This window comes from Streptomyces sp. NPDC028711 (assembly GCF_055565415.1).
The window spans coordinates 196,929-211,039 of record NZ_JBVHUJ010000013.1 but is presented as its reverse complement, the minus strand read 5'-3'; the positions used below and the strand labels follow the sequence as shown (position 1 = coordinate 211,039).

General features: G+C 71.2%; 12 protein-coding genes. All 12 read right to left on the bottom strand.

All coding sequences use genetic code 11. From position 1 onward, the window contains the following. Positions 1-42: 42 nt before the first annotated feature. The 12 genes from ACZ4VK_RS32350 to ACZ4VK_RS32295 all read right to left on the bottom strand — a co-directional run bounded on the left by ACZ4VK_RS32350 (position 43) and on the right by ACZ4VK_RS32295 (position 13,983). Positions 43-1,356, bottom strand: a complete 1,314-nt coding sequence (locus ACZ4VK_RS32350) for an MraY family glycosyltransferase (RefSeq protein WP_468359991.1) — start codon at positions 1,354-1,356, stop codon at positions 43-45. Positions 1,357-1,474: 118 nt separating this feature from the next. Then, positions 1,475-2,722 (bottom strand): serine hydroxymethyltransferase, encoded by a 1,248-nt coding sequence (locus ACZ4VK_RS32345; RefSeq protein WP_468359987.1) that lies wholly within the window; start codon positions 2,720-2,722, stop codon positions 1,475-1,477. Positions 2,723-2,831: 109 nt separating this feature from the next. Next, the gene (locus ACZ4VK_RS32340; protein ID WP_468359984.1) at positions 2,832-3,479 is read right to left on the bottom strand and encodes an arsenate reductase/protein-tyrosine-phosphatase family protein; all 648 of its coding nucleotides are present in this window, start codon (positions 3,477-3,479) and stop codon (positions 2,832-2,834) included. 28 nt (positions 3,480-3,507) lie between these two features. Then, positions 3,508-4,155, bottom strand: coding sequence for an L-threonylcarbamoyladenylate synthase (locus ACZ4VK_RS32335; RefSeq protein ID WP_468359982.1), 648 nt, complete (start codon positions 4,153-4,155; stop codon positions 3,508-3,510). A 52-nt stretch (positions 4,156-4,207) separates the two neighbouring features. Then, positions 4,208-5,053, bottom strand: coding sequence for a peptide chain release factor N(5)-glutamine methyltransferase (gene prmC, locus ACZ4VK_RS32330; protein WP_158990488.1), 846 nt, complete (start codon positions 5,051-5,053; stop codon positions 4,208-4,210). Positions 5,054-5,103: 50 nt separating this feature from the next. Then, positions 5,104-6,180: a peptide chain release factor 1 gene (gene prfA, locus ACZ4VK_RS32325; RefSeq protein WP_468359978.1), complete on the bottom strand. Its 1,077-nt coding sequence runs from the start codon at positions 6,178-6,180 to the stop codon at positions 5,104-5,106. A 98-nt stretch (positions 6,181-6,278) separates the two neighbouring features. Further along, on the bottom strand, positions 6,279-6,500 hold the full coding sequence (rpmE, locus tag ACZ4VK_RS32320) for a 50S ribosomal protein L31 (protein ID WP_030210647.1): 222 nt from the start codon (positions 6,498-6,500) through the stop codon (positions 6,279-6,281). 156 nt (positions 6,501-6,656) lie between these two features. Continuing rightward, complete coding sequence (locus ACZ4VK_RS32315) at positions 6,657-7,754, bottom strand: LCP family protein (RefSeq protein WP_468359975.1); 1,098 nt, start codon at positions 7,752-7,754, stop codon at positions 6,657-6,659. 205 nt (positions 7,755-7,959) lie between these two features. After that, on the bottom strand, positions 7,960-10,014 hold the full coding sequence (gene rho, locus ACZ4VK_RS32310) for a transcription termination factor Rho (protein WP_468359972.1): 2,055 nt from the start codon (positions 10,012-10,014) through the stop codon (positions 7,960-7,962). Positions 10,015-10,430: 416 nt separating this feature from the next. After that, entirely contained in the window at positions 10,431-11,348 is a 918-nt protein-coding gene (gene thrB / locus ACZ4VK_RS32305; protein ID WP_015036193.1) for a homoserine kinase, read from the bottom strand. A gap of 268 nt (positions 11,349-11,616) precedes the next feature. Then, on the bottom strand, positions 11,617-12,687 hold the full coding sequence (thrC, locus tag ACZ4VK_RS32300) for a threonine synthase (protein ID WP_468359970.1): 1,071 nt from the start codon (positions 12,685-12,687) through the stop codon (positions 11,617-11,619). A gap of 6 nt (positions 12,688-12,693) precedes the next feature. Next, on the bottom strand, positions 12,694-13,983 hold the full coding sequence (locus ACZ4VK_RS32295) for a homoserine dehydrogenase (protein ID WP_468360210.1): 1,290 nt from the start codon (positions 13,981-13,983) through the stop codon (positions 12,694-12,696). Between the last annotated feature and the right edge of the window lie 128 nt (positions 13,984-14,111).

The following is a 14,111-nucleotide window of genomic DNA, read 5'->3' as shown; positions in this document are numbered from 1 at the left end:
GTAGGGCATGTTGTCTGGTAACGGCCACGAATGCGGCTTTCGTCAACTTGGCGTTCCGGCCTTCCGCCGGTCGGTGAAGCGCGCGCGGTTGCCGATGGCCGTGGAGCCGTTGAGGCCCGCCGGCACCGGAACGCGCTCCTCCTCGACCGCGACGGGCTCCGGAGCGGCCTCCACGACGGGAATCCGCTTGCGGCGGCGGTAGCGGGGCGGTACGACCGACTCCGCCCAGCGGGGCGCGCGCGGCGTGAAGCGCGGCATCAGGAGCAGCACCAGACCGATCGCGCTCAGCCCGACGACGCACAGGACGATCCACATCGAGGCGGAGTGGACCGAGTACGCCAGCGTCCCGAAGGCGATGAGCGCCGACCAGAAGTACATGATCAGCACGGCGCGGCTGTGCGAGTGCCCGATCTCCAGGAGCCGGTGGTGGAGGTGCCCGCGGTCGGCCGCGAACGGCGACTGGCCCTTCCAGGTGCGGCGCACGATCGCCAGGACCAGGTCCGCCATCGGGATCGCGATGATCGTCAGCGGCAGCAGCAGCGGGATGAAGACCGGCAGGGCGGCGTGGGTGGCCTCACGGGTCGAGCCCTCGAAGATCTTCAGCGCGTCCGGGTCGACCTGGCCGGTGATCGAGATGGCGGAGGCCGCCAGGATCAGACCGATCAGCATCGATCCCGAGTCGCCCATGAAGATCCGCGCCGGGTGCATGTTGTGCGGCAGGAAGCCCAGGCACATGCCCATGAGGATGACGGTGAAGAGCGTGGCGGGGGCGGCGGCCTCGATCGTGTAGCCGTACCAGAGGCGGTACGCGTACAGGAAGAAGGCGGCGGCGGCGATGCAGACCATGCCGGCGGCGAGGCCGTCGAGACCGTCGACGAAGTTGACGGCGTTGATGGTGAGGACGACCAGGGCGACGGTCAGGAGCGTGCCCTGCCAGGGGGTCAGGGAGACCACGCCGACACCCGGGATCGGCAGCCACAGGATCGTCAGACCCTGCGCGACCATCACGCCCGCCGAGATCATCTGCGCGCCCAGCTTGATCAGCGCGTCCAGCTCGAACTTGTCGTCGAGGACGCCGATCAGCCAGATCAGGGCGGCACCGGAGAGCAGCGCGCGCGGCTCGTTGGAGAGCTCGAAGACGCTGTTCAGGTTCTGCAGGTGGTCGGCGACGAGGAGTCCCGCGCACAGCCCGAAGAACATGGCGATGCCACCGAGCCGCGGTGTCGGTTCTCGGTGTACGTCGCGGGCGCGGATCTCCGGCATCGCCCCGGTCGCGATGGCGAACTTCCGCACCGGACCGGTGAGCAGATAGGTCACCGCGGCCGTGACACAGAGCGTCAGCAGGTAATCACGCACGGGCTGCCCCACAGGAATCGCTGGCCATCTCAGCCCCACACCCTAGCCGTGCCGTCCATGTGCTGGGAGACACGCGGGTCGCCCGAACGGTTGCGTTCGGCCTTTCCCGGATCTTTCCTCACCGTCCATACGGGGGAAATCGCCCGGTCAGAGCCCGTACCTCGGCCCGTACCCGGGCGGTCTCCGCGGCGTCGTCCCGCAGCGCGGCGGTGAACAACGCGGCGATCCGGGCCATCTCCGGGGTGCCCATGCCCTGGGTGGTGACGGCGGCGGTGCCGAGCCGGATGCCGCGCGCCTCCCCGTGGGGCAGGGCGCAGGTGTCGAGCACGATGCCGGCCGCGGCGAACCGGGCGCGCGCGGTGCGGCCCTCGACTCCGAGGGGGGCGGGGTCGGCGGTGATGAGGTGGGTGTCGGTGCCGCCGGTGGTCACGTGGAAGCCCTCGGCGGCGAGCGCGGCGGCGAGGACCCGGGCGTTCTCGACCACCTGATGGGCGTACGCGGTGAACGCCGGGGTGGACGCCTCGCCGAAGGCCACCGCCTTCGCCGCGATCGTGTGCATCTGGGCGCCGCCCTGCGTGAACGGGAACACCGCGCGGTCGATCCGCCCCGCGAGGTCCTCGCCGCAGAGGATCATTCCGCCGCGCGGACCCCGCAGCACCTTGTGGGTGGTCGCGCAGACCACGTCGGCGTACGGGACGGGGCTGGGGGCCGCTCCCCCGGCGACGAGACCGATCGGGTGGGCCGCGTCGGCGATGAGATAGGCGCCGACCTCGTCGGCGATCTCGCGGAAGACCGCGTGGTCGACGTGGCGGGGGTAGGAGATCGAGCCGCAGACGATCGCCTTGGGGCGGTGGTGGCGGGCGAGCGCGGCGACCTGTTCGTAGTCGACGAGGCCGGTCTCGGCGTCCACGCCGTACGGGACGAAGTCGAACCAGCGCCCGGAGAAGTTCGCGGGTGAACCGTGCGTGAGGTGCCCGCCGTGGTTCAGGCCCATGGCGAGGACCGTGTCACCGGGCCTGAGAAGGGCCGCGTACGCCGCCAGGACGGCCGAGGAGCCCGAGTGGGCCTGGACGTTCGCGTGGTCGGCCCCGAAGAGCGCGGTGGCCCGCTCCACGGCGATCCGCTCGGCGGCGTCCGCGTACTCGCAGCCGCCGTGGTGACGGGCGCCGGGATAGCCCTCGGCGTACTTGTTGGCGAGCGGGGAGCCGAGGGCGGCGAGGACGGCGCGCGAGGTGAAGTTCTCCGCGGCGATCAACTGCAGGCACTCGGCCTGCCGACGCCCCTCGCCGAGCAGCACGTCGGCGATCTCCGGGTCCTGCCGGCGCAGGACGTCGAGTTCCTCGGCGGGTGGAGCGGTGACCGACATGCCACCAATGTAGACACGCCCCCTCCGAGCCGCCCGTCGAGCCGCAGCCCCGCCGCCCGTACGCCCCCCCGGCGCCGTCAGTCCCGTGCCCGTACGCCTCCCGGCGCCGTCAGTTGCGTGCCCGTACGCCCGTCAACGCCGTCACCACCGGGTCCAGTGCCTGGTTGATCTCGTCACCGATCGAGCGGAAGAACGTGATCGGCGCTCCGTACGGGTCGTTGACCTCGTCCGCGTCGACCGACGGGGCCAGGAGCCACCCGCGTAGAGCCGCCGCCGCGCGGACCAGGGCGCGCGCGCGTTCCACCATGCCCTCGTCGTGGGCGTCGGGGAGCGTGGCCGGGTCGATCGCGCGGACCAGGCGGGTGAACTCCTTCAGGGTGAAGGTGCGCAGGCCCGCCGAGTGGCCCATCGAGATGACCTGGGCCCGGTGGTCGCGGGTCGCCGTCAGGACCAGGTCCGCGCGGATGACGTGCTCGTCGAGGAGCTCGCGCCCCACGAAGCCGCTGTAGTCCGCGCCGAAGTCGGCGAGGACCAGCTCCGCGTTGGCCTCCATCGGAGCGCCCTCGTGGCCCCAGGTGCCCGCGCTCTCCACGATCAGGCCGCCGCCGAGAGGGTCGCCGAGGCGGTCGCTCAGGGCATGGCGGGTCAGCCGCTCGGTGATGGGCGAGCGGCAGACGTTGCCGGTGCTGACGTGGAGGATGCGGAAGGTGTTGCTGTCGTCGAACCCCGCTATGCCACGCCCCTCAGGGGCGGTCACTGTGCTGGTCCTCGGTTGTTCGCTCCGCTCACGGGGCCACCTCGAGGTCGGGTACGACCTTCCGGAGCTCCTCCGGGGACAGCGCGCCCTGGCGCAGCAGCACCGGGACCCTGCCCGTGACGTCGACGATGGAGGACGGGACGATGCCGGGGGTCGGGCCGCCGTCGAGGTAGACGGAGACGGAGTCGCCGAGCATCTGCTGGGCCGCGTCGCAGTCCTCGGGCGACGGGTGGCCGGTGAGGTTGGCCGAGGAGACGGCCATCGGGCCGACCTCGGTGAGCAGTTCGATGGCGACGGGGTGCAGCGGCATGCGGATGGCGACCGTGCCCCGGGTGTCGCCCAGGTCCCACTGGAGGGACGGCTGGTGCCGGGCGACGAGGGTGAGCGCGCCGGGCCAGAACGCGTCGACGAGCTCCCAGGCCTGCTCGGAGAAGTCCGTGACGAGGCCGTGGAGGGTGTTCGGGGAGCCGATGAGCACGGGCGTGGGCATGTTGCGGCCCCGGCCCTTGGCGGCGAGCAGGTCCGCGACGGCCTCGCTGCTGAAGGCGTCCGCCCCGATCCCGTACACGGTGTCGGTGGGCAGCACGACCAGCTCGCCCCGGCGGACGGCGGACGCGGCTTCGCGCAGACCGGTCACGCGGTCGGTCGCCTCGTTGCAGTCGTATCGCCGTGCCATCAGTTCCCGGCCTCCTCGTACGCGTGGTTCGTCATGGCAGAAGTCATGCCCGTCATGGCATGGCCTTGCGGGCGGTCGCGAAGCGCGGCCGGTTGTTCAGGTCGGGGTGGTCGGCGGCGTCGGCCCAGCCGGCTTCCTCGTTGAAGATCCACGGGACCTGCCCGCCCTGGGTGTCCGCGTGCTCGATGACGACGAGGCCGCCGGGGCGCAGCAGACGGTGGGCGGTGCGCTCGATGCCGCGGATGGTGTCGAGGCCGTCCTCGCCGGAGAAGAGGGCCATCTCCGGGTCGTGGTCGCGGGCCTCGGGTGCCACGTACTCCCACTCGGTGAGCGGGATGTACGGCGGGTTGGAGATGACCAGGTCGACCTGGCCGTCGAGCTCGGGGAGGGCGCTGAGCGCGTCGCCCTGGTGGACGGTGACGCGGGAGCCCTCGGCGTTCTTGCGGGTCCAGACGAGGGCGTCGTCGGAGAGCTCGACGGCGTGCACGCGCGAGCGTGGCACCTCCTGGGCCATGGCGAGGGCGATGGCCCCGGAGCCCGTGCAGAGGTCGACGATGAGGGGTTCGACGACGTCCATGGCGCGTACGGCGTCTATCGCCCAGCCGACGACCGACTCGGTCTCGGGACGGGGCACGAAGACGCCGGGTCCGACCTGGAGCTCCAGGTAGCGGAAGAACGCCCGTCCGGTGATGTGCTGGAGCGGTTCGCGGGCCTCGCGGCGGGCGACGGTCTCCCAGTAGCGGGCGTCGAAGTCCACGTCCTTGACGTTGTGCAGCTCCCCCCGCTTCACGCCGTGCACGAACGCGGCGAGCTCCTCGGCGTCGAAACGCGGTGAGGGAACGCCGGCGTCGGCCAGCCGCTGGGTGGCCTGGGCCACCTCGGCAAGCAGCAGGTTCACGCTGGTCCTCCGTGGTGCGGGGGGTGGGGCTTGGAAACGTACGCCGCTGCTTACGCCGCTGCGAGCTTGGCTGCCGAGTCGGCGTCGACGCATGCCTGGATCATCGCGTCCAGGTCGCCGTCGAGCACCTGGTCGAGGTTGTACGCCTTGAAGCCGACGCGGTGGTCGGAGATCCGGTTCTCCGGGAAGTTGTACGTCCGGATCTTCTCGGACCGGTCGACCGTGCGGACCTGGCTGCGGCGGGCGTCGGCGGCCTTCGACTCGGCCTCCTCCTGCGCGGCGGCGAGCAGCCGGGACCGCAGGATGCGCATGGCCTGCTCCTTGTTCTGGAGCTGGCTCTTCTCGTTCTGGCAGGAGGCGACGATGCCGGTCGGCAGGTGGGTGATGCGCACGGCGGAGTCGGTGGTGTTGACCGACTGGCCGCCGGGGCCTGACGAGCGGTAGACGTCGATGCGGAGGTCGTTGGCGTGGACCTCGACCTCGACCTCCTCGGCCTCGGGCGTGACGAGGACACCGGCGGCGGAGGTGTGGATGCGGCCGGCGGACTCGGTCGCGGGGACGCGCTGCACGCGGTGCACCCCGCCCTCGTACTTGAGGCGTGCCCAGACGCCCTGGCCGGGCTCGGTCGCGCCGTTGCCGCCCTTGGTCTTCACGGCGACCTGGACGTCCTTGTAGCCGCCGAGCTCGGACTCGGTGGCGTCGATGATCTCGGTCTTCCAGCCGACGCGCTCGGCGTACCGGAGGTACATGCGGAGCAGGTCGCCGGCGAAGAGCGCGGACTCGTCGCCGCCCGCGCCCGCCTTGATCTCCAGGATGACGTCCTTGTCGTCGCTGGGGTCGCGCGGGACGAGGAGCAGGCGGAGCTTCTCGGTGAGCCCCTCCCTCTCCTTCTCCAGCTGCTTGACCTCGGCGGCGAAGTCGGGGTCGTCGTGCGCGAACTCCCGGGCGGTCTCGATGTCGTCCCCGGTCCGCTTCCAGGCCCGGTAGGTGGCGACGATCGGGGTCAGCTCGGCATAGCGCTTGTTGAGCTTGCGCGCGTTCGCCTGGTCGGCGTGGACCGAGGGGTCCGCGAGCTTCGTCTCCAGGCCGGCGTGCTCGCCGACCAGTTCCTCGACCGCCTCGAACATCGGGGGGCTCCTGGTCTTTTCGTCAGTTGCTACGGGGACGGCAAAGCGCCGGTCCCGGCCACCCGCGCGGGGCGACCGTGGACCGGCGCAGGGGCTCGCTACTTCGCGGCGGAGCCGGCCTTGCCGAAGCGGGCCTCGAAGCGGGCCACGCGGCCGCCGGTGTCGAGGATCTTCTGCTTGCCCGTGTAGAACGGGTGGCACTCGGAGCAGACCTCGGCACGGATGGTGCCCTCGGTCAGCGTGCTCCGGGTGGTGAACGACGCGCCACAGGTGCAGCTGACCTGGGTCTCGACGTACTCGGGGTGAATCTCGCGCTTCAAGGTGTCTCCTAGTTTCGGGAGGGCTCCGGGTCGCTTCCGCGGGTTGCGGTGAGCGTGAACCGGGGCCGACGTACCAGTCTGCCAGGACCGGCCGTATCTCCCAAAACCGGGGTCGGGCCGGAAGTATTCCGGGCGGGCTCCTGAGGGGTCCGCGGGCTACTTCACGAGGCCTCCGGCCTTGCCGGTGGCGGTGTCCTTCGTCGCCGACGCGGGGATCGGCCGGTCGTTCTTGAGGGCCGTCCAGACCTGCCGGGCCTTGGCTTCGAGGGGGACGACGCGGTTGGGGTCGCGCGGGTCGTACTCGACGGGCAGGGTGACCATGCGGACGTTCTGGGCGCCGATGCCGGAGAGGCCCTTCGCGAAGCCCATCAGTTCCTTGACCGAGTCGAGTTCGGAGTCGGGGGTGACGGCCTTGGTCGCGGCGTCGGCGAGGTCGAGGAGCTTCTTGGGGTCGGTGAGGACGCCGACGTCCCTGACCTGCTCGATGAAGGCCTTCATGAAGGCCTGCTGGAGCTGGATGCGGCCGAGGTCGCTGCCGTCGCCGACGCTCTTGCGGGTGCGGACGAGGCCGAGGGACTGCTCGCCGTCGAGGGTGTGGGGGCCGGGTTCGAGGTCGAGGTGGCTCTTGTCGTCCTTGATGGCCCGGGTGGTGGTGATCTCCACCCCGCCGAGTTCGTCGATGAGCTTCTTGAAGCCGGTGAAGTCGACCTCGATGTAGTGGTCCATGCGGATGCCGGACATCGCCTCGACCGTCTTGACGGCGCAGGCGGGGCCGCCGGCCTCGTACGCGGTGTTGAACATGGCCCGCCGCTCGCCGGCGACGGTGGCGCCCTGGCCGCCGGCGCAGGAGGGCCGGTCGACGAGGGTGTCGCGGGGTATGGAGACCACGCTCGCCTTCTTGTGGCCCTCGTGGACGTGGACGACCATCGCGGTGTCGGAGCGGGCGCCGCCCTCGTCCCTGCCGTAGGCGCCGTTGTCGCCGGAGCGTGAGTCGGAGCCGAGGACGAGGATGTCCATGGAGCCGTCGTCGACGTCGTCGGGGCGGTCGGTGCCCAGCTGGGCGTTGATGTCGACGCCCTTGATGTTGCCGTCGAGCTTGACGTACACGTAGCCGATTCCGGCGCCGCCGAGGACGAGGACGGCGGCGGCCCCCGCGCCCAGGATCGCGAGTCCCCGGCCACGCCTGTCGCGCGGCTTGCGGCGGTGGCCGCTTCCCGCGCCGGGTATGCGGCCGCTCTTGTTCTGCTGGGTCATCGTCATCCCTCGGGCCCTAGGTTCACCATGTGTGACGGGGAAGCGCCCGAAAGGGTTGCATACGGACCTGTGAGGTGTGGGGTGCACAGGGCCGGACACAACACTGCGCCCACCGTGCGGACACGGTGGGCGCAGTGGTTCACGCAGGTCACGGCGGGGTTACGGGCACGGGGCCCGGTTCTCGTCGTGTGACGCGGGTCTCGCGTCAGTCGTCGTTCTTGCCGCCAGGCGTCGTCTTCTGGATCTGGAGCAGGAACTCGCCGTTCGACTTCGTCTGCTTCATCTTGTCCAGCAGGAGCTCGATCGCCTGCTGCTGGTCGAGCGCGTGCAGCACGCGACGCAGCTTCCAGGTGACGGCGAGCTCGTCGGCGCCGAGCAGGATCTCTTCCTTACGGGTACCGGACGCGTCGACGTCCACCGCCGGGAAGATGCGCTTGTCGGCGAGCTTCCGGTCGAGCTTGAGCTCCATGTTGCCGGTGCCCTTGAACTCCTCGAAGATCACCTCGTCCATGCGCGAACCGGTGTCGACGAGCGCGGTCGCGAGGATGGTCAGCGAGCCGCCGTCCTCGATGTTGCGCGCGGCACCGAAGAAGCGCTTCGGCGGGTAGAGCGCGGTCGAGTCGACACCACCGGACAGGATGCGGCCGGAGGCCGGCGCCGCGAGGTTGTACGCGCGGCCCAGGCGGGTGATCGAGTCGAGCAGGACGACCACGTCGTGACCCAGCTCCACGAGACGCTTGGCGCGCTCGATGGCCAGCTCGGCGACGGTGGTGTGGTCCTCGGCCGGACGGTCGAAGGTCGAGGAGATGACCTCGCCCTTGACCGACCGCTGCATGTCGGTGACCTCTTCCGGACGCTCGTCGACCAGGACGACCATCAGGTGGCACTCGGGGTTGTTCGTGGTGATCGCGTTGGCGATCGCCTGCATGATCATGGTCTTGCCGGTCTTCGGCGGGGCCACGATCAGACCGCGCTGGCCCTTGCCGATCGGCGACACGAGGTCGATGATCCGCGTGGTCAGCACGCCCGGGTCGGTCTCCAGGCGGAGCCGGTCCTGCGGGTACAGCGGGGTGAGCTTGTTGAACTCGGGGCGGCCGCGGCCGGAGTCGGCGGCCATGCCGTTCGCGGAGTCCAGGCGGACCAGCGCGTTGAACTTCTCGCGGCGCTCGCCCTCCTTCGGCTGCCGCACGGCGCCGGTGACGTGGTCACCCTTGCGCAGACCGTTCTTGCGGACCTGGGCGAGGGAGACGTACACGTCGTTCGGACCGGGCAGGTAGCCGGAGGTCCGGATGAACGCGTAGTTGTCGAGGATGTCCAGGATGCCCGCGACGGGGATCAGGACGTCGTCGTCGGCGACCTGCGGCTCACCGGCCTGGAAGTCGTCACGGCCACGACGGCCACGACGGTCGCGGTACCGGCCGCGACGCCCGCGACGGCCGCCCTCACCGTCGTCGTAGTCGTCCTGCGGACCGGCCTGCTGGCCGCCCTGGGGACCCTGGCCCTGGACCTGCTGGCCCTGACCCTGGCCGCCCTGGCGCTGGCGCTGGCCACCCTGGCCACCGCCCTGCTGCTCGTCGCCCTTGCCGCGGTCGCGCTGACGGTCGCGGCGGTCACGGCGCTCGCCGCGCTCCCCGCGGTCGCCCCGCTCGCCGCGGTCACGGCGGCCACGGCCCTCGGCGCCGTCGACGGCGGCCTCGGCCTTGGTGTCGGTCCCCGTGTCGGCCTTGGCCTCGGTACGGGTCTCGGTGCGGGTCTCGGTCTTGACGACCTGGGCGGCCTCGGCCTTGGCCTCGCCCTCCGGCGAACCGGCGGGGGCGGTGGCCCGGCGACGACGGCGCTCACCGGCCGGCTGGTCGTCCGACGCGGGCTGGCCCGGGATGTCGATCTGCTGCTGGGCGACGGCCTTCTCGGCCTTCTCCGCCTTGGGCTCCGCGGCCTCGGCGGCGGTCTCACCCGTACGGGTCTTGGCGGTGGCGCGGCGCTTCGGCTTGGTCTCGACGGCGTCGGCGGCCTTGGCGGGGGCGGCGGAGCCTCCACCGGCCTGCGCCTCCTTGATGACCTCGATCAGCTGGCTCTTGCGCATCCGCGCGGTGCCCCTGATGCCGAGGCCGGACGCGACCTGCTGCAGCTCGGCCAGGACCATGCCGTCGAGGCCGGTGCCGGAGCGGCGGCGCCGTGCGGTGCCGCCGGTGGCGGCGGGCGCGGCGGCGTCGACACTGCTGTCGGCAGTCACGCCCATCAGATCGGTGGTGTCGCTCACGAAGGGTCCTTCCCTGGAGCGGACGTCGGCCATCTGGCTCGGCGACCGGTTGTGCTGTCCGGCAGCGGTCCCGTGTGGGTGGACCGTGTCCGGGGCGGTGGTCCCGCCGGGTACGGCGGAGAGAGAAACGTGCTGTGGGTCCGGCCCGAGCGCCCCCTGCTCGGCCCTCACTGCGGAAGAGCGAGGGGTGTCGTGCCGGTTCCGGAGCGTGCTCGAAACTGCACAGGCAGGCTGCTCAGGCAGTTGGGGAGGCTCCCGGAAGAATCGGTGGTCCCTGATGGGGACACTCAGCACCGCGCCACAAAGGCGCCGGGTGCTGACTTGAGGTTAACACTACCGGCTCCAACAAACATTCCCCCTCTCTCACACCGGCAATCTCCTGTCCGGACGCTGCCCGGCGTCCGGCCGCCGTGCGCCTAGGGCGCCAGCGGAAGGACGCTCGCTCCGGACGCGTCGAGGTCGAGCCGGTTGGCGGCCCAGCCCTCGCCCGCCAGTCGGGCGACCTTGTCGGCCGTCCCGTGTTCGGCCAGCGCGAGGACCGTGGGGCCCGCGCCGGAGATGACCGCGGGGACGCCGTCCGCCCGCAGCCGGTTCACCAGGGCGATGCTCTCCGGCATCGCGGGAGCCCGGTACTCCTGGTGCAGCCGGTCCTCGGTGGCCGCGAGCAGCAGCTCGGGGCGGCGGGTCAGGGCCTCGACGAGGAGGGCGGCGCGCCCGGCGTTGGCGGCGGCGTCCACGTGCGGGACGGTGCGCGGGAGGAGGCCGCGGGCGGTCTCGGTGAGTACCGGCTTTCCGGGGACGAAAACCACCGGAACGATGGAATCCGAGGGATCCATCCTGATCGCCCGCGCGGCACCGGACTCGGTCCAGGCGAGCGTGAATCCGCCGAGCAGACAGGCGGCGACGTTGTCGGGGTGCCCCTCGATCTCGGTGGCCAGCTCCAGGAGGGCGGCCTCGTCGAGCCGGGCGTCCCCGCCTATGGTCACGGCGCGGGCGGCGACGATGCCGGCGCAGATGGCGGCGGAGGAGGAGCCGAGGCCGCGGCCGTGCGGGATGCGGTTGGCGCAGACGACCTCGAGGCCGCGCGGCTGTCCGCCGAGCAGGTCGAAGGCCGTGCGCAGGGAGCGTACGAGCAGGTGGCTCTCGTCGCGCGGGAGCGTCTCGGCACCCTCGCCGGCGATGTCGACGTGCAGCCCGGAGTCGGCGACACGGACGACGACGTCGTCGTAGAGGCCCAGCGACAGGCCGAAGGCGTCGAAGCCCGGACCGAGATTGGCGCTGGTGGCGGGGACGCGCACCCGTACGGCGGCGGCGCGGAACGCTGGACCGGCCATCGCTCGATGACTCTCCTTGATTGCGACAACGGGTAGTTCAAGAGAAGTACACGGGAACCCGGGGGCCGTTTCGGCCACGGGGGCGACAACGGCAACGACACCGCGCATATGCGTCGGGGCGGGTTCGGTACAGCCTATCGAAGGAAGGTTCTGCCGCGACATAGGGCGCACAGGAGGCGCACGATGCGTGTCGCGAGCCAACCTGTGCGCCTATGTACGTTCCTGATCGGGTTTCGATCAGTGCGTTTCCCCGGGCAGGGGGGTGGGATCAGGCCAGGCCGAGGCGCTCGGCGGCGGCCGCCGCGTCGACCGGGACGGTGACCGGCTGCGGCGCGCCGGCGACGGCCCAGTCGGGGTCCTTCAGCCCGTTGCCGGTGACCGTGCAGACGATCCGCTGGCCCGGGTCGACCTTGCCCTGCTCGGCGGCCTTCAGCAGACCGGCGACGGAAGCGGCCGATGCGGGCTCCACGAAGACGCCCTCCTGCGCGGCCAACAGGCGGTAGGCGCGCAGGATCTCACGGTCCGTCACCTCGTCGATGAAGCCGCCCGACTCGTCGCGCGCGGCGATCGCGTAGTCCCACGAGGCCGGGTTGCCGATGCGGATCGCGGTGGCGATCGTCGAGGGGTCCTTGACGACCTCGCCGCGCACGAGCGGGGCCGAACCGGAGGCCTGGAAGCCCCACATGCGCGGCCGGTGCGTGGAGACGGCGTCGGCGGCGTACTCGGAGTACCCCTTCCAGTACGCCGTGATGTTGCCGGCGTTGCCGACGGGCAGGACGTGGATGTCGGGCGCGTCGCCGAGCATGTCCACGATCTCGAACGCGGCGGTCTTCTGGCCCTCGATGCGGACCGGGTTGACCGAATTGACCAGCGCCACCGGGTAGTTCTCGGAGAGGCTACGGGCCAGCGTCAGACAGTCGTCGAAGTTGCCGTCGACCTGGAGGATCTTCGCGCCGTGCACGAGGGCCTGGCCCATCTTGCCGAGCGCGATCTTGCCCTGCGGCACGAGGACGGCGCAGACCATCCCGGCGCGTACCGCGTAGGCCGCGGCGGAGGCGGAGGTGTTGCCGGTGGAGGCGCAGATGACGGCCTGCGCGCCCTCCTCCTTGGCCCGGGTGATGGCCATGGTCATGCCCCGGTCCTTGAAGGAGCCGGTCGGGTTGGCGCCCTCGACCTTGAGGTGCACCTCGCAGCCCGTGCGCTCGGAGAGGACCTGAGCGGGAACGAGCGGCGTACCACCCTCACGGAGCGTGACGACCGGCGTCGTGTCCGTGACCGGAAGACGGTCCCGGTACTCCTCGATGATGCCGCGCCACTGGTGGGTGCCCTTGCTGGTCATGGGTCCTTACTCCCCTTCAACACGCATGATGCTGGCGACACCGCGCACGGTGTCGAGCTCGCGCAGTGCCTCGACGGTCCCGGAGAGGGCGGCGTCGGGCGCGCGGTGGGTGACGACGACGAGGGAGGCCTCGCCGTCCTTGCCCTGCTGGCGGACGGTGTCGATCGACACCCCGTGCTCGGCGAAGACCGTCGCGACCTGGGCGAGGACGCCCGGCTTGTCGGCCACGTCGAGGCTGATGTGGTACCGCGTCACGACCTCGCCCATGGAGCTCACGGGCAGCTGGGTGTACGCGGACTCGCCGGGGCCGTTGGCCTCGTTGAGCTTGTTGCGGCACACGGCGACGAGGTCGCCGAGGACGGCGGACGCGGTCGGAGAGCCGCCGGCGCCGGGGCCGTAGAACATGAGCTGGCCGGCGGCCTCCGCCTCGACGAAGACCGCGTTGTACGCCTCGCGGACGGAGGCGAGCGGGTGGCTGAGCGGGATCATCGCGGGGTGCACGCGCGCGGTGACCGATCCGCCGTCGGCCGCCCGCTCGCAGATGGCGAGCAGCTTGATGGTGCAGCCCATCTGCCGCGCGGAGGCGAAGTCGGCGGCGGTGACCTCGGTCATGCCCTCGCGGTACACGTCGTCGAGGCGCACCCGCGTGTGGAAGGCGATCCCGGAGAGGATGGCGGCCTTGGCGGCGGCGTCGAAGCCCTCGACGTCGGCGGTCGGGTCGGCCTCGGCGTACCCGAGGGCGGTGGCCTCGTCGAGCGCCTCGGAGTACCCGGCACCCGACGTGTCCATCTTGTCGAGGATGAAGTTCGTGGTGCCGTTGACGATGCCCATCACGCGGTTGATCTTGTCGCCGGCGAGGGACTCGCGCAGCGGCCGGATGAGCGGGATGGCACCCGCGACGGCGGCCTCGTAGTAGAGGTCCTGGCCGTGCTCGTCGGCGGCGGCGTAGAGGCTCGCGCCGTCCTGGGCGAGCAGCGCCTTGTTCGCGGAGACGACGGAGGCGCCGTGCGCGAAGGCGGTGGTGATGAGGGTGCGGGCCGGCTCGACCCCGCCGATGACCTCGACGACGACGTCGATGTCGCCCCGTTTGACCAGGGCGGTGGCGTCCGTGGTGATCAGCTCCGCGGGGATGCCCTCGCGGACCTTGTCCGGGCGGCGGACCGCCACGCCGGCGAGCTCGACCGGGGCGCCGATGCGCGCGGCGAGGTCGTCGGCGTGCGTCGTCATGATGCGCGCCACCTCTGAGCCGACCACTCCACAGCCCAGCAGCGCCACCTTCAGCGGACGCGTACGCATCATCCGACCTCTTTCCGTCCTGCTTCGTATCTCTACGTTCGTATCTCTACGGTTCTCTGCGGTGGAACCAGTCTCACTCACCGGACGGGCGTTTCCGCCCGTTGTCCGGATCCTGAGACATCTATTTC